The sequence below is a fragment of the Streptomyces sp. P17 genome, assembly GCF_032436805.1.
Classification (GTDB): Bacteria; Actinomycetota; Actinomycetes; order Streptomycetales; family Streptomycetaceae; genus Streptomyces.
This window is the reverse complement of the sequence record NZ_JAVRBF010000046.1, coordinates 1-22,539: the sequence shown is the minus strand read 5'-3', so window position 1 is coordinate 22,539 and position 22,539 is coordinate 1. Positions and strand designations below refer to the sequence as shown.

The following is a 22,539-nucleotide window of genomic DNA, read 5'->3' as shown; positions in this document are numbered from 1 at the left end:
TGGTGTGAGGAGAGGTGGTGGTGCGGCTGAGGGCGGGGGTGGTGTGAGGAGACGCAGTACTTCGGCCCAGGGGCGGAGGCGGTGTGAGCAGGGACGGGAGTTTGGCCGATCGGCTTGGCGGAGGGAGGCGTCGTGAGTGCGGAAGTTGTCCACAGGCTGGGGGTTGTCGTGGGAATCGTGCTGGGCCTGGCGTGGCTGGTGCGGTGGGTGGGGGCGGTGCGGAGTGAGCGGAGGGTCCGGCGGCGGCTGGCCGAGTTGCTGGCCGCCGTGGAAGGGGCGCCGGGTGAGCCGAGGTTCGACGTGCGGGGGCCGTTGCGGCGGTGGCTGCCCGTCGTGGCGGTGGGGTGCGCCGGGTGGGTACTGGTCGGTGGCCTTGCCGGGGTCGGGGTGGGGCTGGTCTGTGCGGTCGCCATGGACCGGTGGCGCGGGCGGCGGCTCGCTTCCGTGGGTGCGGAGTACGACGCCGCTGTGGCCGCCCGGCAACTTCCGCTCGCCGCCGATCTGTTGGCGGCCTGCATCGCCGCCGGTGCCGGGCCGGTGATCGCGGCGCAGGCCGTGGGTGAGGCGTTGGGCGGCCCGGTGGGGGAAGGACTGGCGCGCGGCGCGGCCGAGGTACGGCTCGGCGGCGAACCGGGCGAGGCCTGGCTGAAGCTGGCCGCGCTGCCGGGGGCCGCGGCCCTGGCGCGGCTGCTGGAGCGGGCCGATGTATCCGGGCTCCCGGCGGCCGGACCGGTCGCCCGCCTCGCCGCGGACGCCCGCGCCACCTGGGCACGCGCCGCGACGGCCCGGGCGCGGCGGGCGGCGGTCATGGTCACCGCGCCGGTGGGGCTCTGCTTCCTGCCCGCGTTCATCGCGGTCGGCGTTCTGCCGGTGGTGATCGGGCTGGCGGACGGGGTGCTGGGAGGGGGTGGTGGATGACCGGCGTCTTCGCCCTGACCAGTCGTAGTCAACGGACCGGCCAGTCAACGGACCGGCCAGTCAACGACCGGCCAGTCAACGGACCGGCCAGTCAACGGACCGGAAACGGACCGGCCAGTCAACGGAACTGACCAGTCAACGAACTGATCCTTACGGGGGTTGCAATGAACAAGGCAGTAAAGGCAGTACGGGCGCGCATGCGGGCCTTCGTCGCTCGGCGGGACGCGGGGATGGTCACCTCCGAGTACGCGATGGGAATCATCGCGGCGGTGGCGTTCGCCGTGGTGCTGTACAAGGTGGTCACCAGCGGGCAGGTCAGCGCGGAGCTGCAGGCCATCGTGAAGAAGGCGCTCGATGCGCGGATGTGAGCGGCGGGGGGCCGACCGGGGGTTCGTGACGGCGGAGTCGGCCGTGGTGCTGCCCGTGCTGGTCATGTTCGCGATGGCGCTGGTGTGGGGGCTGCTCGTGATCGCGGCCCAGATCCAGTGCGTGGACGCGGCCCGTACGGGCGCCCGCGCCGCGGCTCGCCAGGACCCGGCCGACGCGGTCGTCGCGGTCACCCGCGAGGCCGCCCCGTCCGGCGCGAAGGTCACGGTCACCCGGACCGGGGACCAGGTCCGGGTGGTGGTCGTGGCCAAGCCGCCGGCGTTGCGGGGGCTGCCCTTCGAGGTGCGTGAGGAGGCCGTGGCGGCGGCCGAGGAGGCGGTGCCGGACGGCGTGGCGGTGCCGGACGGCGTGGCGGTGCCGGACGGCGGGGCGGGGGTGGGCCCATGAGCCCCCGTCGCCCCCGCCGCTCGGCGGACCGCCGCTCGGGTGATCGCTACTCGGACGACCGCCGCTCGGACGACCGCGGCTCCGCCACCGTATGGACCGTCGCCGCCGTGGCCGTCCTCTGCGTGGTGTTCGGCGTCGTGCTCGCCCTCGGCCAGGCCGTGGCCACCCGGCATCGCGCGGCGGGCGGCGCCGATCTCGCCGCGCTCGCGGCCGCGGACCACTGGGCGCAGGGCGCAGCGGCGGCCTGTGAACGCGCGGAGAAGGTGGCCCGGGCCCAGGGCACCCGGCTCGTGCGGTGCGCGCTCGTGGGGGACGTCTCGGACGTGACCGCGGCGTCGGGGAGCGGACCGTTCGCGGCGCAGGTCAGGGCGCGGGCGGGGCCCCCGTCTCCGCCGGGCTCGCCTTCTCCGGTGCCCCCCGCAGCAGTTCCGTGAGGAGCCGTATCGCCCCCCTCTTGTGCAGCGGGTCGTTGCCGTTGCCGCACTTGGGGGACTGGATGCAGGACGGGCAGCCGGCCTCGCACTCGCAGGAGGCGATGGCCTGGCGGGTGGCGGTGAGCCAGGCGCGGGCGGTGTGGAAGGCGCGTTCAGCGAAGCCCGCGCCGCCGGGATGGCCGTCGTAGACGAAGACCGTCGGGAGCAGGGTGTCCGGGTGCAGGGGGACCGAGACGCCGCCGATGTCCCAGCGGTCGCAGGTCGCGAAGAGGGGCAGCAGGCCGATCGACGCGTGCTCGGCGGCGTGCAGGGCGCCGCCGAGGATCTCCGGGGTGATCCGGGCCGCGTCGAGCTGGTCCTCGGTGACCGTCCACCACACCGCGCGCGTGCGCAGCGTACGCGGAGGGAGGTCGAGCTTTGTCTCGCCCAGGACCTCGCCGGTGATCAGGCGCCGGCGGAGGAAGGAGACGACCTGGTTGGTGACCTCGACGGAGCCGTAGCACAGGCGGCCGTCGCCCCAGGGGATCTCGGTGTCCGTCTCCAGGACGGCGATGGACGTCGTGTCGCGGGCGACCGTGGCGTACGAGGGGCTGGCCTCCTGGACCAGGGCGACCGAGTCCTCCAGGTCCAGGGAGCGCACCAGATAGGTGCGGCCCTGGTGCAGATGGACCGCGCCCTCGTGCACCGTGCTGTGGGCGGCGCCCGCGTCGACCGTGCCGAGCAGCCGGCCCGTACCGGACTCGACGACCTGGACGGGGCGTCCGCCCCCGCCGCGGATGTCGGTGAGGTCGGCGGCCCGCTCGCGGCGGGTCCAGTGCCAGGCCTTGGTCCGGCGGCGGAGCAGTTTCGCGGCCTCCAGCTGCGGGAGCAGCTCCTCGCAGGCGGGGCCGAAGAGCGCCAAGTCCTCGTCGACGAGTGGCAGTTCCGCCGCCGCCGCGCACAGGTGCGGGGCGAGGACGTACGGGTTGTCGGGGTCGAGGACCGTCGACTCGACGGGCTGGTCGAACAGGGCCTCGGGGTGGTGGACGAGGAAGGTGTCCAGGGGGTCGTCCCGGGCGACGAGCACTGCCAGCGCGCCCTGGCCCGCCCGGCCCGCCCGGCCCGCCTGCTGCCACAGGGACGCGCGCGTGCCGGGGTAGCCGGCGATGACGACCGCGTCCAGGCCGGAGACGTCGATGCCGAGTTCGAGGGCGGTCGTCGCGGCGAGGCCGAGGAGTTCGCCGGAGTGCAGGGCCTGTTCGAGGGCGCGGCGCTCCTCGGGGAGGTATCCGCCGCGATAGGCCGCCACGCGCCGGGCGAGCGAGCGGTCGACCTCGGCGAGCCGCTCCTGGGCGATCACCGAGATCAGCTCGGCGCCACGCCGGGAGCGGACGAAGGCGACCGAGCGCACGCCCTGGACGGCGAGGTCGGTCAGCAGGTCGGCCGTCTCGGCGGTGGCGGTACGGCGGACCGGGGCGCCCTTCTCGCCCTGCAGCTCGGTGAGCGGGGGCTCCCAGAGGGCGAACACCAGTTCTCCGCGGGGGGAGGCGTCGTCGGCCACCTCCACCACCGGCAGGCCGGTCAGGCGGCGGGCGGCCACCGACGGCTCCGCGGCCGTCGCGGAGGCCAGCAGGAAGACGGGAGAGGCGCCGTAGCGGGCGCACAGTCGGCGCAGGCGCCGCAGTACCTGGGCGACATGCGAGCCGAAGACGCCCCGGTAGGTGTGGCACTCGTCGATGACGACGTACTTCAGCGACTTCAGGAAGGAGGACCAGCGGGGGTGGGACGGCAGGATGCCGCGGTGCAGCATGTCCGGGTTGGTGAGGACGTAGTTGGCGTACTGACGGATCCACTCGCGTTCCTCGAACGGAGTATCACCGTCGTACACCGCAGGCCGGACAGAATTGCCCAGCGGTTGTGAAAGTTCCTTCACCGAACGGCACTGATCTGCCGCGAGGGCCTTGGTCGGAGCGAGGTAGAGCGCGGTGGCGCCGCGGCCGTTGGGGGCCTCGGAACCGTCCAGGAGGGCGGAGAACACGGGCACCAGATAGGCGAGCGACTTGCCCGACGCGGTGCCCGTGGCGACGACCACGGAGTCGCCGTCCAGGGCGTGCTCGGCGGCGCGTGCCTGGTGGGCCCAGGGGTGTTCGACACCGGCCGCCTGTACGGCCGCGAGGACCTCGGCGCGGATCCGGTCAGGCCAGACGGCATGCCGACCCTCGCGCGGGGGCACATGCTCCGTATGAGTGATGCGCGAAGCCCGGCTCGGCCCCGAGGTGAGCCGGCCCAGGACCGTACCCGGGTCCACCCGGGAAACGGGGCCCGTCGGGGATCGATCGGATCGGTGATTCTTGGCCATCGGCACCGAGTGTGTCACTGGCGTGACGGACAATGGGACCAAGGCGTCGTGCACGCCTGCCGGTAAGTGATTGAATGCCATCGCGGCTGGCGAACCGTCCTGGGGGCTTCAAGCCGAGGTGTCCCGTGGGACGACCGCTCGATAGCAAGGTGCTGGAGGATCCGTGGACCTGTCCCTGTCGACCCGTACCGTCGGCGATCGTACGGTCGTCGAGGTCGGTGGCGAAATCGACGTATATACCGCGCCCAAGCTGCGCGAGCAGCTGGTCGAGCTGGTGAACGACGGGAGTTTCCACCTCGTCGTCGACATGGAGGGCGTGGACTTCCTCGACTCCACCGGGCTCGGCGTGCTGGTCGGCGGCCTGAAGCGGGTGCGTGCCCATGAGGGCTCGCTGCGCCTGGTCTGCAACCAGGAGCGCATTCTGAAGATCTTCCGAATCACCGGCCTCACCAAGGTGTTCCCGATCCACACCTCGGTCGAGGAAGCGGTGGCGGCCACCGACTGATCACCGGCTCCGGGGCGGGCCAGGCCCAGGCCCCGGGACGGAAGAAGTTCAAGAAGGAGGACCGGGCGTTCGGCGGCCCGGCCCTCCGGACAGCACGCCCGTAGTTCCGAGGGGGATGCATGGCCACCGTTGAACTCCGTTTCAGCGCGCTGCCCGAGCACGTCAGGACCGCCCGACTGGTGGCGGCAGCGGTGGCGCGCAGGGCCGGAGTGGACGAGGCCGTACTGGACGAGGTGCGCCTCGCGGTCGGCGAGGCCTGCACCCGTGCCGTCGGACTGCATCAGCTCGGTGGCGTCACGGCACCGGTGAAGGTGGTGCTGATCGAGGAGGAGAAGCAGTTCTCCATCGAGGTCGGCGACGAGGCGCCGCGCTCCGCCCCGGGCGACCGGGCGTCGGGCGCCGCGGGCGGGGACGCGGAGGCCGAGGAGGACGAGATGGGCCTCGCTGTCATCAGCGGACTCGTCGACGACGTGGAGGTCACCGCCGGGGAACACGGCGGGCTGATCCGTATGACCTGGCCGACCACCCCGGCCGTCGCTGAGCTCCCCTGAACCCGGCTCTCCGCGCACAGATCACCCGAAGGGCCCTACCCAGGTAGGGTCCTTCGGTATTTCGTGAATTCCTTCACGATCAATCGCCCGATAATTCGATCAAGTTCCTGCCGGGGTCCATCCCGGCGTCAATGCTTTTGAGGCATTACCACTTTCGGGTTCCGTGATCAGGGGTCGATCATTTGCTGAAGAGCATGTGAAGACCAATTCCGTTTACCGCGCACTGTTTTGATCAGGTTCCGGTACCTACAATCCGTCCACATCTTGAGCTCAGCCCAAGCGTCAAGGAGGACGAATGGCGGGGCTTTCTACCCCTCATCAGTTGGATCACCCCACAACCTTCGCGGCCGCAGTCCTGACCGATGGCAACCGCGCCATGGTGATGGTCATCGGCGTCGTCGCACTGGCGGCGCTGGTCGTCGCCGGCATCCTGGTGCGCCAGGTGCTCGCGGCGGGCGAGGGCACCGACAGCATGAAGAAGATCGCGACGGCCATCCAGGAAGGCGCGAACGCCTACCTGGCCCGGCAGATGCGCACCCTCGGCGTATTCGCCGTAGTGGTGTTCTTCCTGCTCATGCTGCTGCCCGCGGACGACTGGAATCAGCGCATCGGCCGATCGCTGTTCTTCTTGATCGGCGCCGGGTTCTCGGCGGCCACCGGATATATCGGCATGTGGCTCGCCGTACGCAGCAATGTGCGCGTCGCGGCCGCGGCCAGGGAAGCGACCCCGGCGGAGGGTGAGCCGGAAAAGGATCTCACCGCCGTTTCGCACAAAGCCATGAAGATCGCTTTCCGCACGGGCGGTGTCGTCGGCATGTTCACGGTGGGGCTCGGTCTGCTGGGCGCCTCCTGTGTAGTGCTGGTGTACGCGGCCGACGCGCCGAAGGTGCTCGAAGGCTTCGGTCTCGGTGCCGCGCTGATCGCGATGTTCATGCGTGTCGGCGGCGGCATCTTCACCAAGGCCGCCGACGTCGGCGCCGACCTGGTCGGCAAGGTCGAGCAAGGCATTCCGGAGGACGACCCGCGCAATGCCGCGACCATCGCCGACAACGTGGGCGACAACGTCGGCGACTGCGCGGGTATGGCGGCCGACCTCTTCGAGTCCTACGCGGTGACCCTGGTCGCCGCGCTCATCCTCGGCAAGGCGGCCTTCGGCGACGCGGGCCTCGCCTTCCCGCTGCTGGTGCCCGCCATCGGCGTGGTCACGGCCATGATCGGCATCTTCGCCGTGGCCCCGCGCCGCAGCGACCGCAGTGGCATGACGGCGATCAACCGCGGGTTCTTCATCTCCGCGGTGATCTCGCTGGTCCTGGTGGCCATCGCGGTCTTCGTCTATCTGCCGTCGTCGTACGCCGACCTCGACGGTGTCACCGACGCGGCGATCCAGGGCAAGAGCGGTGACCCGCGGATCCTCGCGGTCATCGCCGTGGCGATCGGCATCCTGCTGGCCGCCGTCATTCAGCAGCTGACCGGCTACTTCACCGAGACCAACCGCCGGCCGGTCAGGGACATCGGCAAGAGCTCCCTGACCGGTCCCGCGACGGTCGTCCTCGCCGGTGTCTCCGTCGGCCTCGAATCGGCCGTCTACACCGCCCTGTTGATCGGCCTCGGCGTCTACGGGGCCTTCCTGCTCGGCGGTACGTCGATCATGCTGGCGCTGTTCGCGGTGGCGTTGGCCGGCACCGGCCTGCTCACCACGGTCGGTGTGATCGTCGCGATGGACACCTTCGGGCCGGTCTCCGACAACGCGCAGGGCATCGCCGAGATGTCCGGCGACGTCGAGGGCGCGGGCGCCCAGGTGCTCACCAACCTGGACGCGGTCGGCAACACCACCAAGGCCATCACCAAGGGCATCGCCATCGCCACCGCGGTTCTCGCGGCCTCGGCGCTGTTCGGCTCGTACCGTGACGCCATCACCACCGGCGCGCGGGACGTGGGCGAGAAGCTGTCCGGCGACGACGCGCCACTGAGCCTGATGATGGACATCTCGCAGCCCAACAACCTCGTCGGCCTCATCGCCGGCGCGGCGGTCGTCTTCCTCTTCTCCGGACTCGCCGTCAACGCCGTGTCGCGCTCGGCCGGTTCGGTGGTCTACGAGGTGCGACGGCAGTTCCGCGAGAAGCCCGGGATCATGGACTACACCGAGACTCCGGAGTACGGCAAGGTCGTCGACATCTGCACGAAGGACGCGCTCCGGGAACTCGCGACACCGGGTCTCCTGGCCGTGATGGCACCGATCTTCATCGGGTTCACGCTCGGTGTCGGCGCCCTCGGCTCGTTCCTGGCCGGTGCGATCGGCGCGGGCACGCTGATGGCGGTGTTCCTCGCCAACTCCGGCGGGGCCTGGGACAACGCCAAGAAACTCGTCGAGGACGGTCACCACGGCGGCAAGGGCAGTGAGGCCCACGCCGCCACGGTGATCGGCGACACCGTAGGTGACCCCTTCAAGGACACCGCCGGTCCCGCGATCAACCCGCTGCTGAAGGTGATGAACCTGGTGGCACTGCTGATCGCGCCCGCGGTGATCGATTTCTCGTACGGCGACGACAAGAACGTCGGCGCGCGGGTGCTGATCGCGGTGCTGTCGTTCCTGGTCATCGCTGGTGCCGTGTACATCTCCAAGCGGCGCGGAATCGCCATGGGAGACGAGGGCAACGCCGAGCGGACGGCCAACTCGGCCGATCCGGCGGTGGTTTCGGGGGCCTAGTCGCGAGACCCGGCTCATCAGGGCGGGCGAGGGGCGCTGTACGGACGCGTCCCCCGCCCGCTCTGTGTGTTCACGCCCTCTTCGTGAGCCTTCTCTCACATGGCGCAAATAGCCCAATGATGAACTTAACGGATAGTCGGCGTAGGGATCTCGCCCGTCTGCCGTGTATGTTCCGGGGCCGAGGAGCCATGGAAGGGACCAATCCGGTGAACAAGAAGCTCACGGCCGCGCTGTCCGGCGGTGCGGTACTGGTAATGGCGCTGTCGGGGTGCAGCAGCGATGAAGGCAGCGAGAAGCTGGACGCCTGGGCCAAGCAGGTCTGCGATGCCGTGCAGCCGCAGGCCAAGAAGATCGAGGCCGCCAATATCGCCATCCAGAAGGAGACCTCGGACAACAGCTCGCCGGAGGACGTCCAGAAGACCGACGCCAAGGCCTTCCAGGACATGTCCGACGCCTACAAGGCGATCGGCGCCGCTGTGGACAAGGCCGGAGCGCCGGACGCCGGCGACGCCAAGAACAGCGAGAAGAAGCAGCAGGACGCGGTCAAGGAGCTCAACAGCATCTCCGCGTCGTACGCCTCCCTGAAGAAGCAGGTCGACGAACTCGACACCAAGGACCAGGCGAAGTTCGCGGACGGCCTCAAGGACATCGCCGGCGAACTGGACAAGCTGAGCACCAGCGGCAGCAACGCCCTCAAGGAGCTTGAGGAGGGCGAGGTCGGCCAGGCGATGGCGAAGCAGTCCAGCTGCAAGTCGGCGTCCGGCGCCGCCACGGCGGCGAGCTGACGCTGAGCGGCCGCGGTGAGCGGGTAGCGCGGGTCACAATGGGGGCGTGAGTACCTCCAGGCTGCCCGCTCTGCCCGCTTCCGATCGTTCCGACGTCGCCGCCCGGCTGCGGGAGGCCCTGCTCGGGGCCTCCTTCACCGCTGACGGGCTGCTCGAACTGCTCGGTGCGCCCGCGTACGCGGCGCTCGCCCGCAGCGAGACCGTACCCGCGCTCCGGGCCACCCGCGGGGACACGCCGCTGGAGACACTCGTACGGCTCTTCCTTCTGCAGCAGCCCGTGCCGCACGCGCGCGTGGCGGGCGTTCTGCCCGTCGGCGCGTGCCTGGAGGCCGGGTGGCTGGTACCGGCCGGCGATGACGAGCTCGCCGCGACCGTGGATGTACGGCCGTACGGCGGACCCGCGGGCGAGGACTGGTTCATCGTGTCGGACCTGGGCTGCGCCGTCGGCGGCGCAGCAGGTATCGGCAGCAAGGACGAGGGAGTCGTCCTCGGCGTCGGCGGCGCCTCCACCACCCTCGCGGGCATCACCGTCCGGGCCCCCGTCTCGTCCGCCCTCGACCTCGGCACCGGCTCCGGGATCCAGGCCCTGCACGCCGCCCAGCACGCCACGCGCGTGACGGCGACCGACCTCAACCCGCGTGCGCTGCACATCACCGCGCTGACGCTCGCGCTCTCCGGCGCGCCGGCCGCGGATCTGCGCGAGGGCTCGCTGTTCGAGCCGGTCCGGGACGAGGAGACCTACGACCTGATCGTCTCCAACCCGCCCTTCGTGATTTCGCCAGGCGCGCGGCTGACCTACCGGGACGGCGGGATGGGCGGGGACGATCTGTGCCGCTCGCTCGTTCAGGGTGCGGGGGAACGGCTGAACGAGGGCGGGTTCGCGCAGTTCCTCGCCAACTGGCAGCACGTCGCGGGGGAGGACTGGCAGGACAGACTGAGGTCATGGGTGCCGCGCGGGTGCGACGCATGGATCGTCCAGCGCGAGGTGCAGGACGTCACGCAGTACGCCGAGCTGTGGCTGCGGGACGCCGGCGACCACCGCGGTGACCCCGCCGAGTACCAGGCGCGGTACGACGCCTGGCTGGACGAGTTCGAGGCGCGCAAGGTGAAGGCCGTGGGCTTCGGCTGGATCACGCTGCGCAGGACGGAGGCCGCCGTGCCGTCCGTCACCGTGGAGGAGTGGCCGCACCCCGTCGAGCAGCCGCTCGGCGACACGGTGCGGGCGCACTTCGGGCGCCTCGACTATCTGCGGGCGCACGATGACGCGGCCCTGCTGGAGGGGCACTTCCGGCTCACCGCCGAGATCGTCCAGGAGCAGGTCGGGCTGCCCGGTGCCGAGGACCCCGAGCACGTCGTGCTGCGCCAGAACCGCGGGATGCGCCGGGCCACCAAGGTGGACACCGTCGGCGCCGGGTTCGCGGGCGTGTGCGACGGCTCGCTCAGCGCGGGCCGCATCCTGGACGCCATCGCCCAACTGGTCGGCGAGGACCCGGTCCTGCTGCGCGACCGCACGCCCGCACAGATCCGGCTGCTGGTGGAACAGGGGTTCCTGGATCCGGCGTAAGTCCGGTGCGCCCGCGGGGCGCTCAAGGGCGTGAATTCGGCCGACATCCTTCGCTGGGACTCTGGCGGCCGTGGCGAGGCCACAGCCGCGTCGGCCACGCGTTCACCTCGGGTTCGCCTGACCGCTGCCCGCGCGTGTCAGCCTCGCGGGGCCGATGCACGCGCGGAGCGGAGAAAAGGGGCAGGGGCGCCATGGAGAGCGGACCGGCGATCTTCGCGGGACTGGTGTTCGCCCTGTTCGGAGCCGGGCTCCTGGCGTGGACTGCGGGACGGGTACGGCACCGGGAACCGGTCGCCCACGGTGTGAACCCCGTCGCATCGGCGACCCTCGCGAGTTTCGCCGCGGTGATCGCGCTCGCCCTCGCCGCGTGGTGCTTCACCCGCCTGTGAGAACCGCTGTTGGAACCGGGCCCAAGCTGGGACTCCGGTAAGTGGGAGGCACTCCTCCGGAAACGCTCGAAAAGGCCGGTGGGCACTCCGGGCGGCAGGAATGGCGGTAGTCGGGTTACCGTTCGAGTGGCCGTTGCGGGCTTTTCCCGTTTGACACGGGGGCGGGATGTACCGTCACACTCCGCAGCGTCACCAGTACCCGACCCCGGGAGAGCAAGGCCTGGGGAGGCCACCCAGCGTCGACCGGAGAGAAGAGCGAAGTTGTCCCCGACCAGCGAGACCGCGAAGGGCGGCCGCCGACTCGTCATCGTCGAGTCGCCTGCCAAGGCGAAGACGATCAAGGGCTATCTCGGCCCCGGATACGTTGTCGAGGCGAGCGTCGGGCACATCCGCGACCTCCCCAACGGCGCCGCGGAGGTGCCCGAGAAGTACACCGGTGAGGTCCGCCGGCTCGGTGTGGACGTAGAACACGACTTCGAGCCGATCTATGTGGTCAACGCTGATAAGAAGGCCCAGGTCAAGAAGCTCAAGGATCTGCTGAAGGATTCGGACGAGCTCTACCTCGCCACCGATGAGGACCGCGAGGGCGAGGCCATCGCCTGGCACCTCCAGGAGGTGCTCAAGCCCAAGGTCCCGGTCAAGCGGATGGTCTTCCACGAGATCACCAAGGCCGCGATCCAGGCCGCCGTGGCCAACCCGCGTCAGCTCAACCAGAAGCTGGTCGACGCCCAGGAGACCCGCCGCATCCTCGACCGTCTCTACGGCTACGAGGTCTCGCCGGTCCTGTGGAAGAAGGTCATGCCCCGGCTGTCGGCCGGTCGTGTCCAGTCCGTTGCCACCCGGCTCGTCGTGGAGCGGGAACGCGAGCGCATCGCGTTTCGTTCCGCTGAGTACTGGGACCTGACGGGCACCTTCGCGACCGGCCGCGCGGGGGACTCATCGGACCCGTCGTCGCTGGTCGCGCGCCTGCAGACCGTCGACGGCAGGCGGGTCGCGCAGGGCCGCGACTTCGACTCCCTGGGACAACTCAAGAGCGCGAACACCCTCCACCTCGACGAGGCGAACGCCCGCGCCCTGGCTGCCGCCCTGGAGCAGACGCAGTTCTCCGTCCGGTCCGTCGAGTCCAAGCCGTACCGCCGCTCGCCGTACGCCCCCTTCCGTACGACGACGCTGCAGCAGGAAGCCTCGCGCAAGCTCGGCTTCGGCGCGAAGGCGACCATGCAGGTCGCCCAGAAGCTGTACGAGAACGGCTTCATCACCTACATGCGTACGGACTCCACGACCCTGAGCGACACGGCCATCTCCGCGGCCCGCGCCCAGGTGACGCAGCTGTACGGCGCCGACTACCTGCCGTCCGCCCCGCGTACCTACGCCGGGAAGGTCAAGAACGCGCAGGAGGCGCACGAGGCGATCCGTCCCTCGGGTGATCGTTTCCGCACGCCGGCCGAGACCGGTCTGACCGGCGACCAGTTCAAGCTCTACGAGCTGATCTGGAAGCGGACCGTCGCCTCCCAGATGAAGGACGCGACCGGGAACAGCGTGACCGTGAAGATCGGCGGCACCGCCGCCGACGGCCGGGACGTCGAGTTCAGCGCCTCCGGCAAGACGATCACCTTCCACGGCTTCCTGAAGGCCTACGTCGAGGGCGCCGACGACCCGAACGCCGAGCTGGACGACCGCGAGCGCCGGCTGCCCCAGGTCAGCGAGGGCGACGCGCTGTCCGCCGAGGAGATCACGGTCGACGGGCACGCCACCAAGCCCCCGGCCCGCTACACCGAGGCCAGCCTGGTCAAGGAGCTCGAAGAGCGCGAGATCGGCCGCCCGTCGACGTACGCCTCGATCATCGGCACGATCCTCGACCGCGGCTATGTCTTCAAGAAGGGCACGGCCCTCGTGCCGTCCTTCCTGTCCTTCGCCGTGGTCAACCTCCTGGAGAAGCACTTCGGGCGGCTCGTCGACTACGACTTCACCGCCAAGATGGAGGACGACCTCGACCGCATCGCCCGCGGTGAGGCCCAGTCCGTGCCGTGGCTGAAGCGGTTCTACTTCGGTGAGGGCACCGGTCACGGCGGCGCGGCCGACGCCGGCAACGGCGACGGGGACCACCTCGGTGGCCTCAAGGAGCTGGTGACCGACCTGGGCGCGATCGACGCGCGTGAGGTGTCGTCGTTCCCGGTGGGCAACGACATCGTGCTGCGGGTCGGCCGCTACGGCCCGTACATCGAGCGCGGCGAGAAGGACTCCGAGAACCACCAGCGCGCGGACATCCCGACGGACCTGGCGCCCGACGAGCTCTCCGTGGAGCTGGCCGAGGAGCTGCTCGCCAAGCCGAGCGGCGACTTCGAGCTGGGCACGGACCCGGCGACCGGCCACCAGATCGTCGCCAAGGACGGCCGCTACGGCCCGTACGTCACCGAGATCCTGCCCGAGGGCACCCCGAAGACCGGCAAGAACGCCGTGAAGCCGCGGACGGCCTCGCTGTTCAAGTCGATGTCCCTGGACACGGTCACGCTCGACGACGCCCTGAAGCTGATGTCGCTCCCGCGCGTAGTCGGCACCGACGCCGAGGGCCAGGAGATCACCGCGCAGAACGGCCGCTACGGGCCGTATCTGAAGAAGGGCACGGACTCGCGTTCGCTCCAGACCGAGGACCAGCTCTTCACGATCACCCTGGAAGAGGCGCTGGAGATCTACTCCCAGCCCAAGCAGCGTGGCCGGGCCGCCGCCAAGCCGCCGCTGAAGGAGCTGGGCGTGGACCCGGTCAGCGAGAAGCCGGTCGTGGTGAAGGACGGCCGCTTCGGCCCGTACGTCACCGACGGGGAGACCAACGCGACCCTGCGCTCCGGCGACAGTGTCGAGGACATCACCCCGGAGCGCGGCTTCGAGCTGCTCGCCGAGAAGCGTGCCAAGGCGCCCGCCAAGAAGACGGCGAAGAAGGCCCCGGCGAAGAAGACCGCCGCCAAGAAGGCTCCGGCCAAGAAGACGGCGGCCGCCAAGAAGACGGCTGCGAAGAAGACGACGACCGCGAAGAAGACGGCGGCGAAGAAGGCGACGGCCGCCAAGCCGGCCGCGGAGGACTGAGCCCTCCGCTTCAAGCCACCCTCGGCTTCGCGTCCCTGTGCTTCGCGTTCCTTGGCTTCGCGAAACGAACGCCCCGGCATCACTCTTTGGTGTCGGGGCGGGCGTACGTTCGGACGGCCGCCACGGGCTGTCGGTGCCTGCCGATAGGCTGAATGCATGACGCGTGCCGAGCAGCCAACGGCCCCCCCGCCGACCCCCGACGACGCCCTGGCGGCGGACTCCCGCGAACGCGCCGTCCGCGCCCTGCTGCGCCGACCGCAGCTCAGGCGGCTGTGGAGCGCACAGCTCGTGGGCGGTGTGGGTGATGTCCTCGCCCTTTTGGTGCTGGTCCTCCTCGCGCTCCAGGCGGCCATCGCCGAGGGCTCGTTCGGCGGCGGGTACCGGGGTGTGGCGTTCGCAGTGGCGACCGTCTTCGGGGCGCGGCTCCTCGCGACCCTCCTCTTCGGCGCCGCACTGCTCGGCCCGCTCACCTCGCTGACCTCCCAGGAGGGCCCGCTCGACCGCCGCTGGACGATGGTCGGCGCGGACGGCGTGCGGGCCGCGCTGCTCATCGTCGCGCCGCTGTGGATCGACTGGACGCCGGACAACGCCCTGGCCGTCCTGCTGGTGACCGTCTTCGTGACCGGTGTGGCCGAGCGCTTCTGGGCCGTGTGCCGGGAGAGCGCGGCGCCCGCCCTGCTGCCCGCCCCGCCCCTGGAGGGCGCGACGGTACGTCCGTTGCCGGACCACATGGACGCGCTGCGCCGTCTGTCGCTGCGTACCGGTTTCCTGGCGGTGCCGCTCGCGGCCGCCGCGCTCGTCACCGCGGCTCTGTTCAACAACCTGCTGGGCACCGGCATCGACTGGTTCGGCGAGCACCAGGCGGCGCTGCCGTCGTATGTCGCGGCCGGCCTGTTCGCCGCGTCCCTGTCCGTGGTGACCTTCCTGGAACTGCCCGACACACGCACCCCACGCGCGCGTTCCCCGCTGGAGGGGCTGCGCCGGCCCAAGACGGGCACCGGCGTCGACAAGGGCCGTACGGGCGCGATCCCGCTGCTGGTGCCGGCCTGCGCGGCCGTCGCGGGCGCGGTGTCGGCCGCGGTCGCCGTGTCGGTGCTGCACGCCAAGGACCTGGGCGGCGGCCCGGTGCTGTACGGCTTGCTGGTGCTCGCGCTGACCGGCGGAGTCGTCGTCGGTATCCGAACGGCGCCCAAGGTGCTGGTGTCACTGTCGCGGCGCCGCCTGCTGGCGCTGGCCATCGCGCTCACCGGTATCGCGCTGCTGGTCGCCGGGCTCGTCCCGGACGTCACCACCGTCATCCTGGTGGTCGCGCTGGCCGGGGTCGCCGCGGGCGTGGCCGCCAACACCGGGCGCACCCTGCTGGATCAGGAGACCGAGGACTTCCGGCGCCCGCGCACGACCGAGCATCTGCACGCGGTCGTACGGGTGTTCGTGGCGCTCGGTGCGGTCGTCGCGCCCCTGGTGGCCGCCGCTATCGGCCCGCACCGGCTGGAGAGCGGGCGGTTCGTGTTCGCGCACGGCGGTGCCGCGTTCACGCTGATGCTGGTCGGCGCGCTGCTGCTGCCGGTGGCTGCGCTGGTGCTGGCCAAGGTCGACGACCGGTCCGGGGTGCCGCTGCGGCACGATCTGCGCGACGCGCTGCTCGGCGGCGACGACCCCGAGCAGGTGCCCGCCAGCTCCGGTTTCTTCATCGCCCTGGAGGGCGGCGACGGCGCCGGCAAGTCCACCCAGGCCGAGGCGCTCGCCGAGTGGATCAGGGACAAGGGCCATGAGGTCGTCGTCACGCGCGAGCCGGGGGCGACGCCGGTGGGCAAGCGGCTGCGGTCGATCCTGCTGGACGTCTCCAGCGCCGGGCTCTCGCACCGCGCGGAGGCGCTGCTGTACGCCGCGGACCGCGCGGAGCACGTCGACACGGTGGTCCGGCCCGCGCTGGAGCGGGGCGCGGTGGTCATCTCCGACCGGTACATCGACTCGTCGGTGGCGTACCAGGGGGCGGGCCGTGACCTGTCGCCCACCGAGATCGCCCGGATCAACCGCTGGGCCACCAATGGCCTGGTGCCGCATCTGACCGTGCTGCTGGACGTCGACCCGGAGACCGCGCGCGAGCGGTTCACCGAGGCGCCGGACCGGCTGGAGTCGGAGCCCGCCGAGTTCCACGCGCGCGTGCGGTCCGGTTTCCTGACGCTGGCCGCCTCCGACCCCGGGCGCTACCTCGTCGTGGACGCGGGCCAGGAGCCCGAGGCCGTCACGACCGTCATCCGGCACCGGCTCGACCAGACGCTGCCGCTGTCCGAGGCCGAGATCCAGGCCCAGGAGGAGGCGCGGCGCAAGGCCGAGGAGGAGGCCCGTAAGAAGGCCGAGGAGGAGGCTGCCCGCAAGGCCGAGGAGGAGCGGCTGGAGCGCGAGCGCCAGGAGCAGCTCGCCCGGCTGCGCGCCGAGGAGGAGGAGCGCAAGCGCCGCGAGCTGGAGGAGGCGCAGCGCCGCGAGGCCGAACGGCAGGCGGAGGAGGCCCGGCTGCGTGCCGAGGAGGCGGCTCGCCGTGCCGAGGAGGAGCGGCAGCGGCTGCTCGCCGAGGAGAAGGCCCGCGCGGAGGAAGAGGCCCGGCGCAGGGCGGACGAGGAGCGGCGCCGCAAGCAGGCCGAGGAGGAGGCCCGGCTGCGTGCCGAGGCCGAGGCGCGGCGCCTGGAGAAGCAGCGCAAGGCGGAAGAGGCGCTGCTGCGGGCCGAAGAGGCACGGCGACTGGCCGAGCAGGCGGCCGCGGCGGCGGAGGCCGGCCCGAAGCCGGCGGCTCCGGCGGCACCTGCGGCGACCCCGGACGCGGCCACTGTGCCGACGCCGGTGGTGACGCCGACGAATGCCTCCGGGGGGCCGGTGGACGAGACGGCGGTGCTGCCGCGCGCGGGTGGGCCGACTCCGGACCCCGAGGTGACGGCGGAACTGCCGCAGCCGGGGGAGCCGGCGGGGGCTTCGGACGAAACGGCCGTACTGCCTCCCGTAAGGGCTTCGGACGATACGGCCGTACTGCGTCCCGTCAGGGCTTCGGATGAGACGGCGGTGACGCCGTCCGGCGCTTCGGACGAGACGACGGTGCTGCCCCAGGTGGACCCGGGGGCCGGGGACGAGACCGCGGTGCTGCCTCCCGTGCAGGGCGGGGATCCCGCGGACCGTGTTCCGCCGGGGTTCTTCCGGGACGAGGCGCGCGGCGACGAGGCGGAGGACCGTACGCGGGAGCTCCCGCAGGTCGACCCGCAGGGCGGTCCCCGGAGTGATCGGCAAGGCGGCGAGGCGGAGACCCGTCGGCGCAGGCGGCCGCGGTCGGACTGGGCGGAGGAGACGCCGCTGGACGACCTGCCGTCGCTGGCGGACGAGCTGCTGGGGCCGCGGGACGACGAGTACGACGACGATCGGGGGCGGGGGCGGCGCTGAGCCGTCGGCCGGTGTCGGCGCGGCTGCGGCGACCGGATCCCGTTGTCAGTGCCGCCCCTCACAATGGATGCCGTACCGCGACATGTGGACGGAAAGGCGGCGTGTGGCATGACCGTGTGGGATGACCTGGTCGGGCAGGAGAAGGTGAGCGAGCAGCTCACCGCCGCTGCCCGGGACGCGGACGCCCTGGTCACCGCGGCCGCCACCGACACCCCGCCCCCCGAGGCGTCGAAGATGACGCACGCCTGGCTGTTCACGGGACCCCCCGGCGCGGGCCGGACCCGGACAGCCCGGGCCTTCGCCGCCGCGCTCCAGTGCGTCAGCCCCGACCGCGCCCTCGGCGGGGCCCCCGGCTGCGGCTTCTGCGACGGCTGTCATACGGCGCTGGTGGGCACCCACGCCGACGTCAGTACCGTCGCCGCCGTGGGTTCTCAGATCCTCGTCGACGACATGCGGGACACCGTCCGCAAGTCGTTCACCTCACCGGCCAACGGCCGTTGGCAGGTCATCCTCGTCGAGGACGCCGAGCGGCTGAACGAGAAGTCGGCCAACGCCGTCCTGAAGGCGGTGGAGGAGCCGGCCCCCCGCACGGTCTGGCTGCTGTGCGCCCCCTCCATCGAGGACGTCCTGCCCACGATCCGCTCCCGCTGCCGTCACCTGAACCTGCGCACGCCGTCGGTCGACGCCGTCGCCGACATGCTCGTACGGCGGGAAGGCATCGAGCCCGAGGTCGCGGCCGCCGTGGCCCGCGCCACCCAGGGCCATGTCGACCGTGCCCGTCGGCTGGCCACCGACCCCGCGGCTCGCGAGCGCCGGGCGGCCGTCCTCAAGCTGCCGCTGCGGGTCGAGGACATCGGCGGCTGCCTCAAAGCCGCCCAGGAACTCGTCGACGCCGCGGCCGAGGACGCCAAGCAGCTCGCCGAGGAGATGGACGGCAAGGAGACCGAGGAGCTGAAGGCGGCCCTCGGCGCGGCCCAGGGCGGGCGTCTTCCGCGCGGTACGGCGGGCGTGATGAAGGACCTGGAGGACAAGCAGAAGCGCCGCCGCACCCGTACGCAGCGCGACAGCCTCGACCTCGCCCTGACCGACCTCACAGCCTTCTACCGTGACGTCCTCGCCCTCCAGCTCGGCTCCCGCGTGGCCATCGCCAACGCCGACGCCGAGGACGCCCTGGACCGGCTGGCCCGGGGCAGCTCCCCGGAGTCCACACTGCGCCGCATCGAGGCCATCTCCGCCTGCCGGGACGCGCTGGACCGCAATGTGGCCCCGCTGCTGGCGGTGGAGGCGATGACGATGGCGCTGAGAGCGGGCTGACCGTGCTGAGTGGCTGACCGCGCTCAGTGGGCGGTTCTCAGAGCGGGCTGACCTGCCCGTCCCGCCCGCGATCAACGAAAGGTTGACCATGTAACCCGTACGAGCCGTGCCCTGCGCGGAGGGCATCCGGTCGGCTGCGCAGAGTTACGCTCGGCTGATGCACCTCAGGCGCCCCCACCCGACCCGCACCCGGTCCCCCCGCACGCACGCCCGACCCCACCCCCACGGAGCCCGCACAGCGGGAGTCCTCCTCGCCGTCGCCGCGCTGGTGGTCTCCGCGTGTTCGACGGGCGGGTCGACGAGTTCCGCGAGCCCGGCGGCCGAGGCCGCGCTGGCCGCGTTGCCGCAGGCGACACCGGACGCGCTCGCGCCGTACTACGGCCAGAAGCTGAGGTGGCGCGGCTGCGGGGTCCCCGGCTTCGAGTGCGCCAGGCTGCGGGTGCCGCTCGACTACGCGAAGCCGCAGGAGGACGAGGTCCGGCTGGCCGTCGCCCGCAAGAAGGCCACGGGGCCGGGCAAGCGGATCGGATCGCTGCTGGTCAACCCGGGCGGCCCGGGAGGTTCGGCGGTCGGCTACCTCCAGGCGTACGCCGGGATCGGCTACCCGGCCGAGGTCCGGGCCCGCTACGACATGGTCGCCGTCGACCCACGCGGTGTCGCACGCAGCGAGCCCGTCGAATGCCTCGACGGGCCGGACATGGACACGTACACCCAGACCGACCTCACGCCCGACGACGGGCCGGAGCAGACGGCGCTGGTCGACGCGTACAAGAAGTTCGCGGAGGGCTGCGGGGCGGACTCGCCGGAGCTGCTGCGCCATGTGTCCACCGTCGAGGCGGCCCGGGACATGGACATCCTGCGGTCGGTGCTGGGGGACGAGCGGCTGACCTACGTGGGGGCGTCGTACGGCACCTTCCTCGGGGCGACGTACGCGGGACTCTTCCCCAAGCGCGCCGGGCGGCTGGTTCTGGACGGCGCCATGGACCCGTCGCTGCCCGCCCGCCGGATGACCCTCGACCAGACCGCGGGCTTCGAGACGGCGTTCCGGGCGTTCGCCAGGGACTGTGTCCAGCAGCCGGACTGCCCGCTGGGCAAGAAGGCCGACGAGGTGGGGGCAAACCTCAAGGCGTTCTTCGAAAAGCTCGACGCCCGGCCCATCCCGACCGGCGACGCGGACGGCCGTCGTCTCGGCGAGTCCCTCGCCACGATCGGCGTGATCGCGGCGATGTACGACGAGGCGGCCTGGGCGCAGCTGCGCGAGGCGCTGACCTCGGCGATGAAGGAGAACGACGGCGCCGCCCTGCTGGTCCTCGCCGACAGCTACTACGAGCGGGACGCGGAGGGCCGCTACGCGAACCTGATGTTCGCCAACGCCGCCGTGAACTGCCTGGACCTCCCGCCCGCCTTCGACACCCCGGAGCAGGTGCGGGACGCCCTGCCGGCCTTCGAGAAGGCGTCCCCGGTCTTCGGTGAGGGCCTCGCGTGGGCCTCTCTGAACTGTGCGTACTGGCCGGTGGCCCCCACGGGTGAGCCGCACCGCATCGAGGCGAAGGGCGCCGCCCCGATCGTCGTGGTCGGCACCACCCGCGACCCGGCGACCCCGTACCGCTGGGCTCGCGCCCTGGCCGCCCAGCTCTCCTCGGCCCGCCTCCTGACCTACGAGGGCGACGGCCACACGGCGTACGGCCGGGGCAGCGACTGCATCGACCGCACGATCAACGCGTACCTCTTGCGAGGGACCCCGCCGACGGACAGGAAGCGCTGCTCATAGCGTCCGTACCGGCCCCGGAACCACACCCTCGGGCCGGTACGGAGCACTCCCGGAAACTGTGTAGACTTACCGTCGTTGCTGATCGCACCATAGTGCGGACAGCGCGCCGCCTTAGCTCAGATGGCCAGAGCAACGCACTCGTAATGCGTAGGTCTCGGGTTCGAATCCCGAAGGCGGCTCCATGGTGAACCCCAGGTCTTGCCTCTGACCTGGGGTTTCTGGTTTTCGTTGACCTTGGAATTCGGGCAGGTCGGACACTTGTGACCTGTGCATCGCAATGCGTAGGTCACGGGTTCGCTCCTTGTTGTCGGCGGGCTGTAACCAGGCTCTGGCCAGCGGTTTTGGTGCAATTGGCCCGTCGGTTGACTACGCAGGCAAACGCTCCGGTGGACAGTCGGTGGACGAGCGTGCGTGACGGCTCGTCAGAAGCGCCTCGCCGCCCCTGGGGGAGCCGAGGGTTTCGGGTGCCTTGGGAATGGTGGCCGACGGCGTAGGGCTTGTGCTGTTCCGACAGGCTGGGGGAAACCCTGGCTGCCGCGGGACGACGTCACCGGTGAGATTCCCGCCGCAGCGTCGCCCACGGACGGAACCTCTATCCGTGGGAGGATCGGCAGGTTGGCTGGCGTGCGGCGGAGGTGACAGCGTTGGTGGCGGACGAGGCGATGGCACAGCGCCTGCTGGGTTTGCTGGTGTCCGACGGTGACCCGCTCGTCGCGCTCTCGGCGGCCGAGGTCGAACGCTTCTGCTGGTAGGAACTGCCCCGCAAGTGGCAAGCAGACACCCCTGAGCAGCGGCGGGCTGTCGCCGTCCTGGCCGACCTGCTGACCGGAGTCGGCCGCTTTCGGGCCGCCGCGGTGTGCACGAGCGGGACCACCGCCCAGGTGCTGGCGGCCTGGCAGTGCTCCGAGCAGGCGGGCTTCGCGGCCTACCGCAAGGCCGTGGCTGCCTCGCCCACGACCCCGCCGGACGTACCCGAGCTGAGCTGGGGGCAGGTCATGGGCACCCAGGAAGCGCTGGCCCGTGCCAACCTCGAAGGTCGGCTGGAGCAGGCTCTGGACGGGGGGCGAGCTCGCCCCGGACACGCGTGCCTTCCCGGCCGCGCGCCGACGGCTCGTCCAGCACTGGATCACAACTGTGCAGCCAGTGTTCGAGGGCCGCGCCCCGCTGGAGGCCGTCCGCCGCGAACGGCGCGAGTTGTGGGCCGAGGCGCCCCCGACTGAGCGCCGCGCCCTGCTCGCCGCCTTCCTGCCCGCCCTGGAGGAGTCTTCTGCGGCACCCGTGGACACGGCTGAGCCGCTGCGGTGGCTGCTGGAGCAGGTCGGTGGCGGTGTCACCCTGACCCAGGCCGGCTACCTGCCGCGGGAACTGGTGGCAGCCGCGTTCGCCCGCTACCCGCACTGGTACCCGATCGGCAAGGGGCCGCGCTCCGAGGCGGACCTGTTCCAGCTGGCCGACCTGCACGAACTCGCCCGCACCCACCGACTGGTGACCAAGCGCCTTCGCACGCTCAAGCCCTCGGCTGCCGGCCGCGCTCAGCTGACGGACCACCAGCTGTGCCAGCACACGGCCGCGCTGGCCTGGCTCGGCACCACCGCAGCGGATCGGCAGGTGGCCGAGTGCGCCCTGGGCGCGCTGTGGGCGGAGCCCCGGCTCCGCGAGGACTTGCGCGATGTCGTCCATCCGGTGCTTGCTGCGGGCTTCACCCACGGCGACGGCACCGCGATGCAGGCAAAGGACACCGAGCGGCTGCTGTGGAGGTTCTGGCACACCGGTCGCGAACTCGGCTACCTCGAACCGGAACGGTCCATCGACGCCCTGATCTCCCTGTCCACGACCGGCCGCTCGGCTGCCCTCGCCGCGCTCCGCCTCCTGGCCGAGGGGCCGCGCGACCACATCTGAGCGTGTCTCAGAGCCCGTGAACAAACTGATCGTTGCGGGCGGGTGGGAATCCGTGAATTGACCTGAACAACCAGGACCTCTTG

The 22,539-nt window shown here is 71.4% G+C and carries 16 protein-coding genes and 1 tRNA gene; 16 read left to right on the top strand and 1 reads right to left on the bottom strand.

The annotated features are described in order from the left end of the window. Positions 1-132 precede the first annotated feature (132 nt). The 4 genes from RMT89_RS27265 to RMT89_RS27250 all read left to right on the top strand — a co-directional run bounded on the left by RMT89_RS27265 (position 133) and on the right by RMT89_RS27250 (position 2,126). On the top strand, positions 133-918 hold the full coding sequence (locus RMT89_RS27265; protein WP_315886432.1) for a type II secretion system F family protein: 786 nt from the start codon (positions 133-135) through the stop codon (positions 916-918). Positions 919-1,082: 164 nt separating this feature from the next. Next, on the top strand, positions 1,083-1,286 hold the full coding sequence (locus RMT89_RS27260; RefSeq protein WP_315886431.1) for a DUF4244 domain-containing protein: 204 nt from the start codon (positions 1,083-1,085) through the stop codon (positions 1,284-1,286). Next, a complete protein-coding gene (locus tag RMT89_RS27255) occupies positions 1,273-1,692 on the top strand; it encodes a TadE family type IV pilus minor pilin (RefSeq protein WP_315886430.1) in 420 nt (139 codons plus the stop codon). Before RMT89_RS27260 ends, RMT89_RS27255 begins: the two co-directional genes overlap by 14 nt. Then, a complete protein-coding gene (locus RMT89_RS27250) occupies positions 1,689-2,126 on the top strand; it encodes an Rv3654c family TadE-like protein (protein WP_315886429.1) in 438 nt (145 codons plus the stop codon). Before RMT89_RS27255 ends, RMT89_RS27250 begins: the two co-directional genes overlap by 4 nt. Here RMT89_RS27250 and RMT89_RS27245 read toward each other — a convergent pair. Next, positions 2,056-4,545, bottom strand: a complete 2,490-nt coding sequence (locus tag RMT89_RS27245) for a DEAD/DEAH box helicase (RefSeq protein WP_315886428.1) — start codon at positions 4,543-4,545, stop codon at positions 2,056-2,058. The two genes, RMT89_RS27250 and RMT89_RS27245, sit on opposite strands and share 71 nt — an antisense overlap. Before the next feature lie 82 nt (positions 4,546-4,627). On the opposite strand from RMT89_RS27245, the gene bldG reads away from it, so the two are divergent. The 12 genes from bldG to RMT89_RS27185 all read left to right on the top strand — a co-directional run bounded on the left by bldG (position 4,628) and on the right by RMT89_RS27185 (position 22,456). Further along, entirely contained in the window at positions 4,628-4,969 is a 342-nt protein-coding gene (gene bldG, locus RMT89_RS27240) for an anti-sigma factor antagonist BldG (protein ID WP_003975386.1), read from the top strand. Between the two features lie 119 nt (positions 4,970-5,088). Then, a complete protein-coding gene (locus RMT89_RS27235; RefSeq protein WP_315886427.1) occupies positions 5,089-5,520 on the top strand; it encodes an ATP-binding protein in 432 nt (143 codons plus the stop codon). A 295-nt stretch (positions 5,521-5,815) separates the two neighbouring features. Then, positions 5,816-8,227, top strand: coding sequence for a sodium-translocating pyrophosphatase (locus tag RMT89_RS27230; RefSeq protein ID WP_315886426.1), 2,412 nt, complete (start codon positions 5,816-5,818; stop codon positions 8,225-8,227). 188 nt (positions 8,228-8,415) lie between these two features. Further along, positions 8,416-9,012: a small secreted protein gene (locus tag RMT89_RS27225; RefSeq protein WP_315886425.1), complete on the top strand. Its 597-nt coding sequence runs from the start codon at positions 8,416-8,418 to the stop codon at positions 9,010-9,012. Positions 9,013-9,058: 46 nt separating this feature from the next. Then, positions 9,059-10,576 (top strand): class I SAM-dependent methyltransferase, encoded by a 1,518-nt coding sequence (locus RMT89_RS27220; RefSeq protein WP_315886424.1) that lies wholly within the window; start codon positions 9,059-9,061, stop codon positions 10,574-10,576. A 191-nt stretch (positions 10,577-10,767) separates the two neighbouring features. Further along, the gene (locus RMT89_RS27215; RefSeq protein WP_315886423.1) at positions 10,768-10,965 is read left to right on the top strand and encodes a hypothetical protein; all 198 of its coding nucleotides are present in this window, start codon (positions 10,768-10,770) and stop codon (positions 10,963-10,965) included. A 261-nt stretch (positions 10,966-11,226) separates the two neighbouring features. Beyond that, positions 11,227-14,046, top strand: coding sequence for a type I DNA topoisomerase (gene topA, locus RMT89_RS27210; RefSeq protein WP_315886422.1), 2,820 nt, complete (start codon positions 11,227-11,229; stop codon positions 14,044-14,046). Between the two features lie 156 nt (positions 14,047-14,202). Further along, positions 14,203-17,472, top strand: coding sequence for a dTMP kinase (tmk, locus tag RMT89_RS27205; RefSeq protein ID WP_315886421.1), 3,270 nt, complete (start codon positions 14,203-14,205; stop codon positions 17,470-17,472). A gap of 108 nt (positions 17,473-17,580) precedes the next feature. Further along, positions 17,581-18,786: a DNA polymerase III subunit delta' gene (locus RMT89_RS27200; RefSeq protein WP_315886420.1), complete on the top strand. Its 1,206-nt coding sequence runs from the start codon at positions 17,581-17,583 to the stop codon at positions 18,784-18,786. A 157-nt stretch (positions 18,787-18,943) separates the two neighbouring features. After that, complete coding sequence (locus RMT89_RS27195) at positions 18,944-20,557, top strand: alpha/beta hydrolase (RefSeq protein WP_315886419.1); 1,614 nt, start codon at positions 18,944-18,946, stop codon at positions 20,555-20,557. A 105-nt stretch (positions 20,558-20,662) separates the two neighbouring features. Further along, positions 20,663-20,739, top strand: a tRNA-Thr gene (locus RMT89_RS27190). A gap of 838 nt (positions 20,740-21,577) precedes the next feature. Further along, complete coding sequence (locus RMT89_RS27185; RefSeq protein WP_315886418.1) at positions 21,578-22,456, top strand: hypothetical protein; 879 nt, start codon at positions 21,578-21,580, stop codon at positions 22,454-22,456. The last annotated feature ends 83 nt before the right edge of the window (positions 22,457-22,539 follow it).

What these genes read in the sequence shown, in the direction of transcription:
- RMT89_RS27260 (WP_315886431.1), top strand. Translation starts at nt 1,083, where the DNA reads ATGAACAAGGCAGTAAAGGCAGTACGGGCGCGCATGCGGGCCTTCGTC.
- RMT89_RS27255 (WP_315886430.1), top strand. Translation starts at nt 1,273, where the DNA reads ATGCGCGGATGTGAGCGGCGGGGGGCCGACCGGGGGTTCGTGACGGCG.
- RMT89_RS27250 (WP_315886429.1), top strand. Translation starts at nt 1,689, where the DNA reads ATGAGCCCCCGTCGCCCCCGCCGCTCGGCGGACCGCCGCTCGGGTGAT.
- RMT89_RS27245 (WP_315886428.1), bottom strand. Translation starts at nt 4,545, where the DNA reads ATGGCATTCAATCACTTACCGGCAGGCGTGCACGACGCCTTGGTCCCA.
- RMT89_RS27235 (WP_315886427.1), top strand. Translation starts at nt 5,089, where the DNA reads ATGGCCACCGTTGAACTCCGTTTCAGCGCGCTGCCCGAGCACGTCAGG.
- RMT89_RS27230 (WP_315886426.1), top strand. Translation starts at nt 5,816, where the DNA reads ATGGCGGGGCTTTCTACCCCTCATCAGTTGGATCACCCCACAACCTTC.
- RMT89_RS27225 (WP_315886425.1), top strand. Translation starts at nt 8,416, where the DNA reads ATGGAAGGGACCAATCCGGTGAACAAGAAGCTCACGGCCGCGCTGTCC.
- RMT89_RS27215 (WP_315886423.1), top strand. Translation starts at nt 10,768, where the DNA reads ATGGAGAGCGGACCGGCGATCTTCGCGGGACTGGTGTTCGCCCTGTTC.
- tmk (WP_315886421.1), top strand. Translation starts at nt 14,203, where the DNA reads ATGACGCGTGCCGAGCAGCCAACGGCCCCCCCGCCGACCCCCGACGAC.
- RMT89_RS27200 (WP_315886420.1), top strand. Translation starts at nt 17,581, where the DNA reads ATGACCGTGTGGGATGACCTGGTCGGGCAGGAGAAGGTGAGCGAGCAG.
- RMT89_RS27195 (WP_315886419.1), top strand. Translation starts at nt 18,944, where the DNA reads ATGCACCTCAGGCGCCCCCACCCGACCCGCACCCGGTCCCCCCGCACG.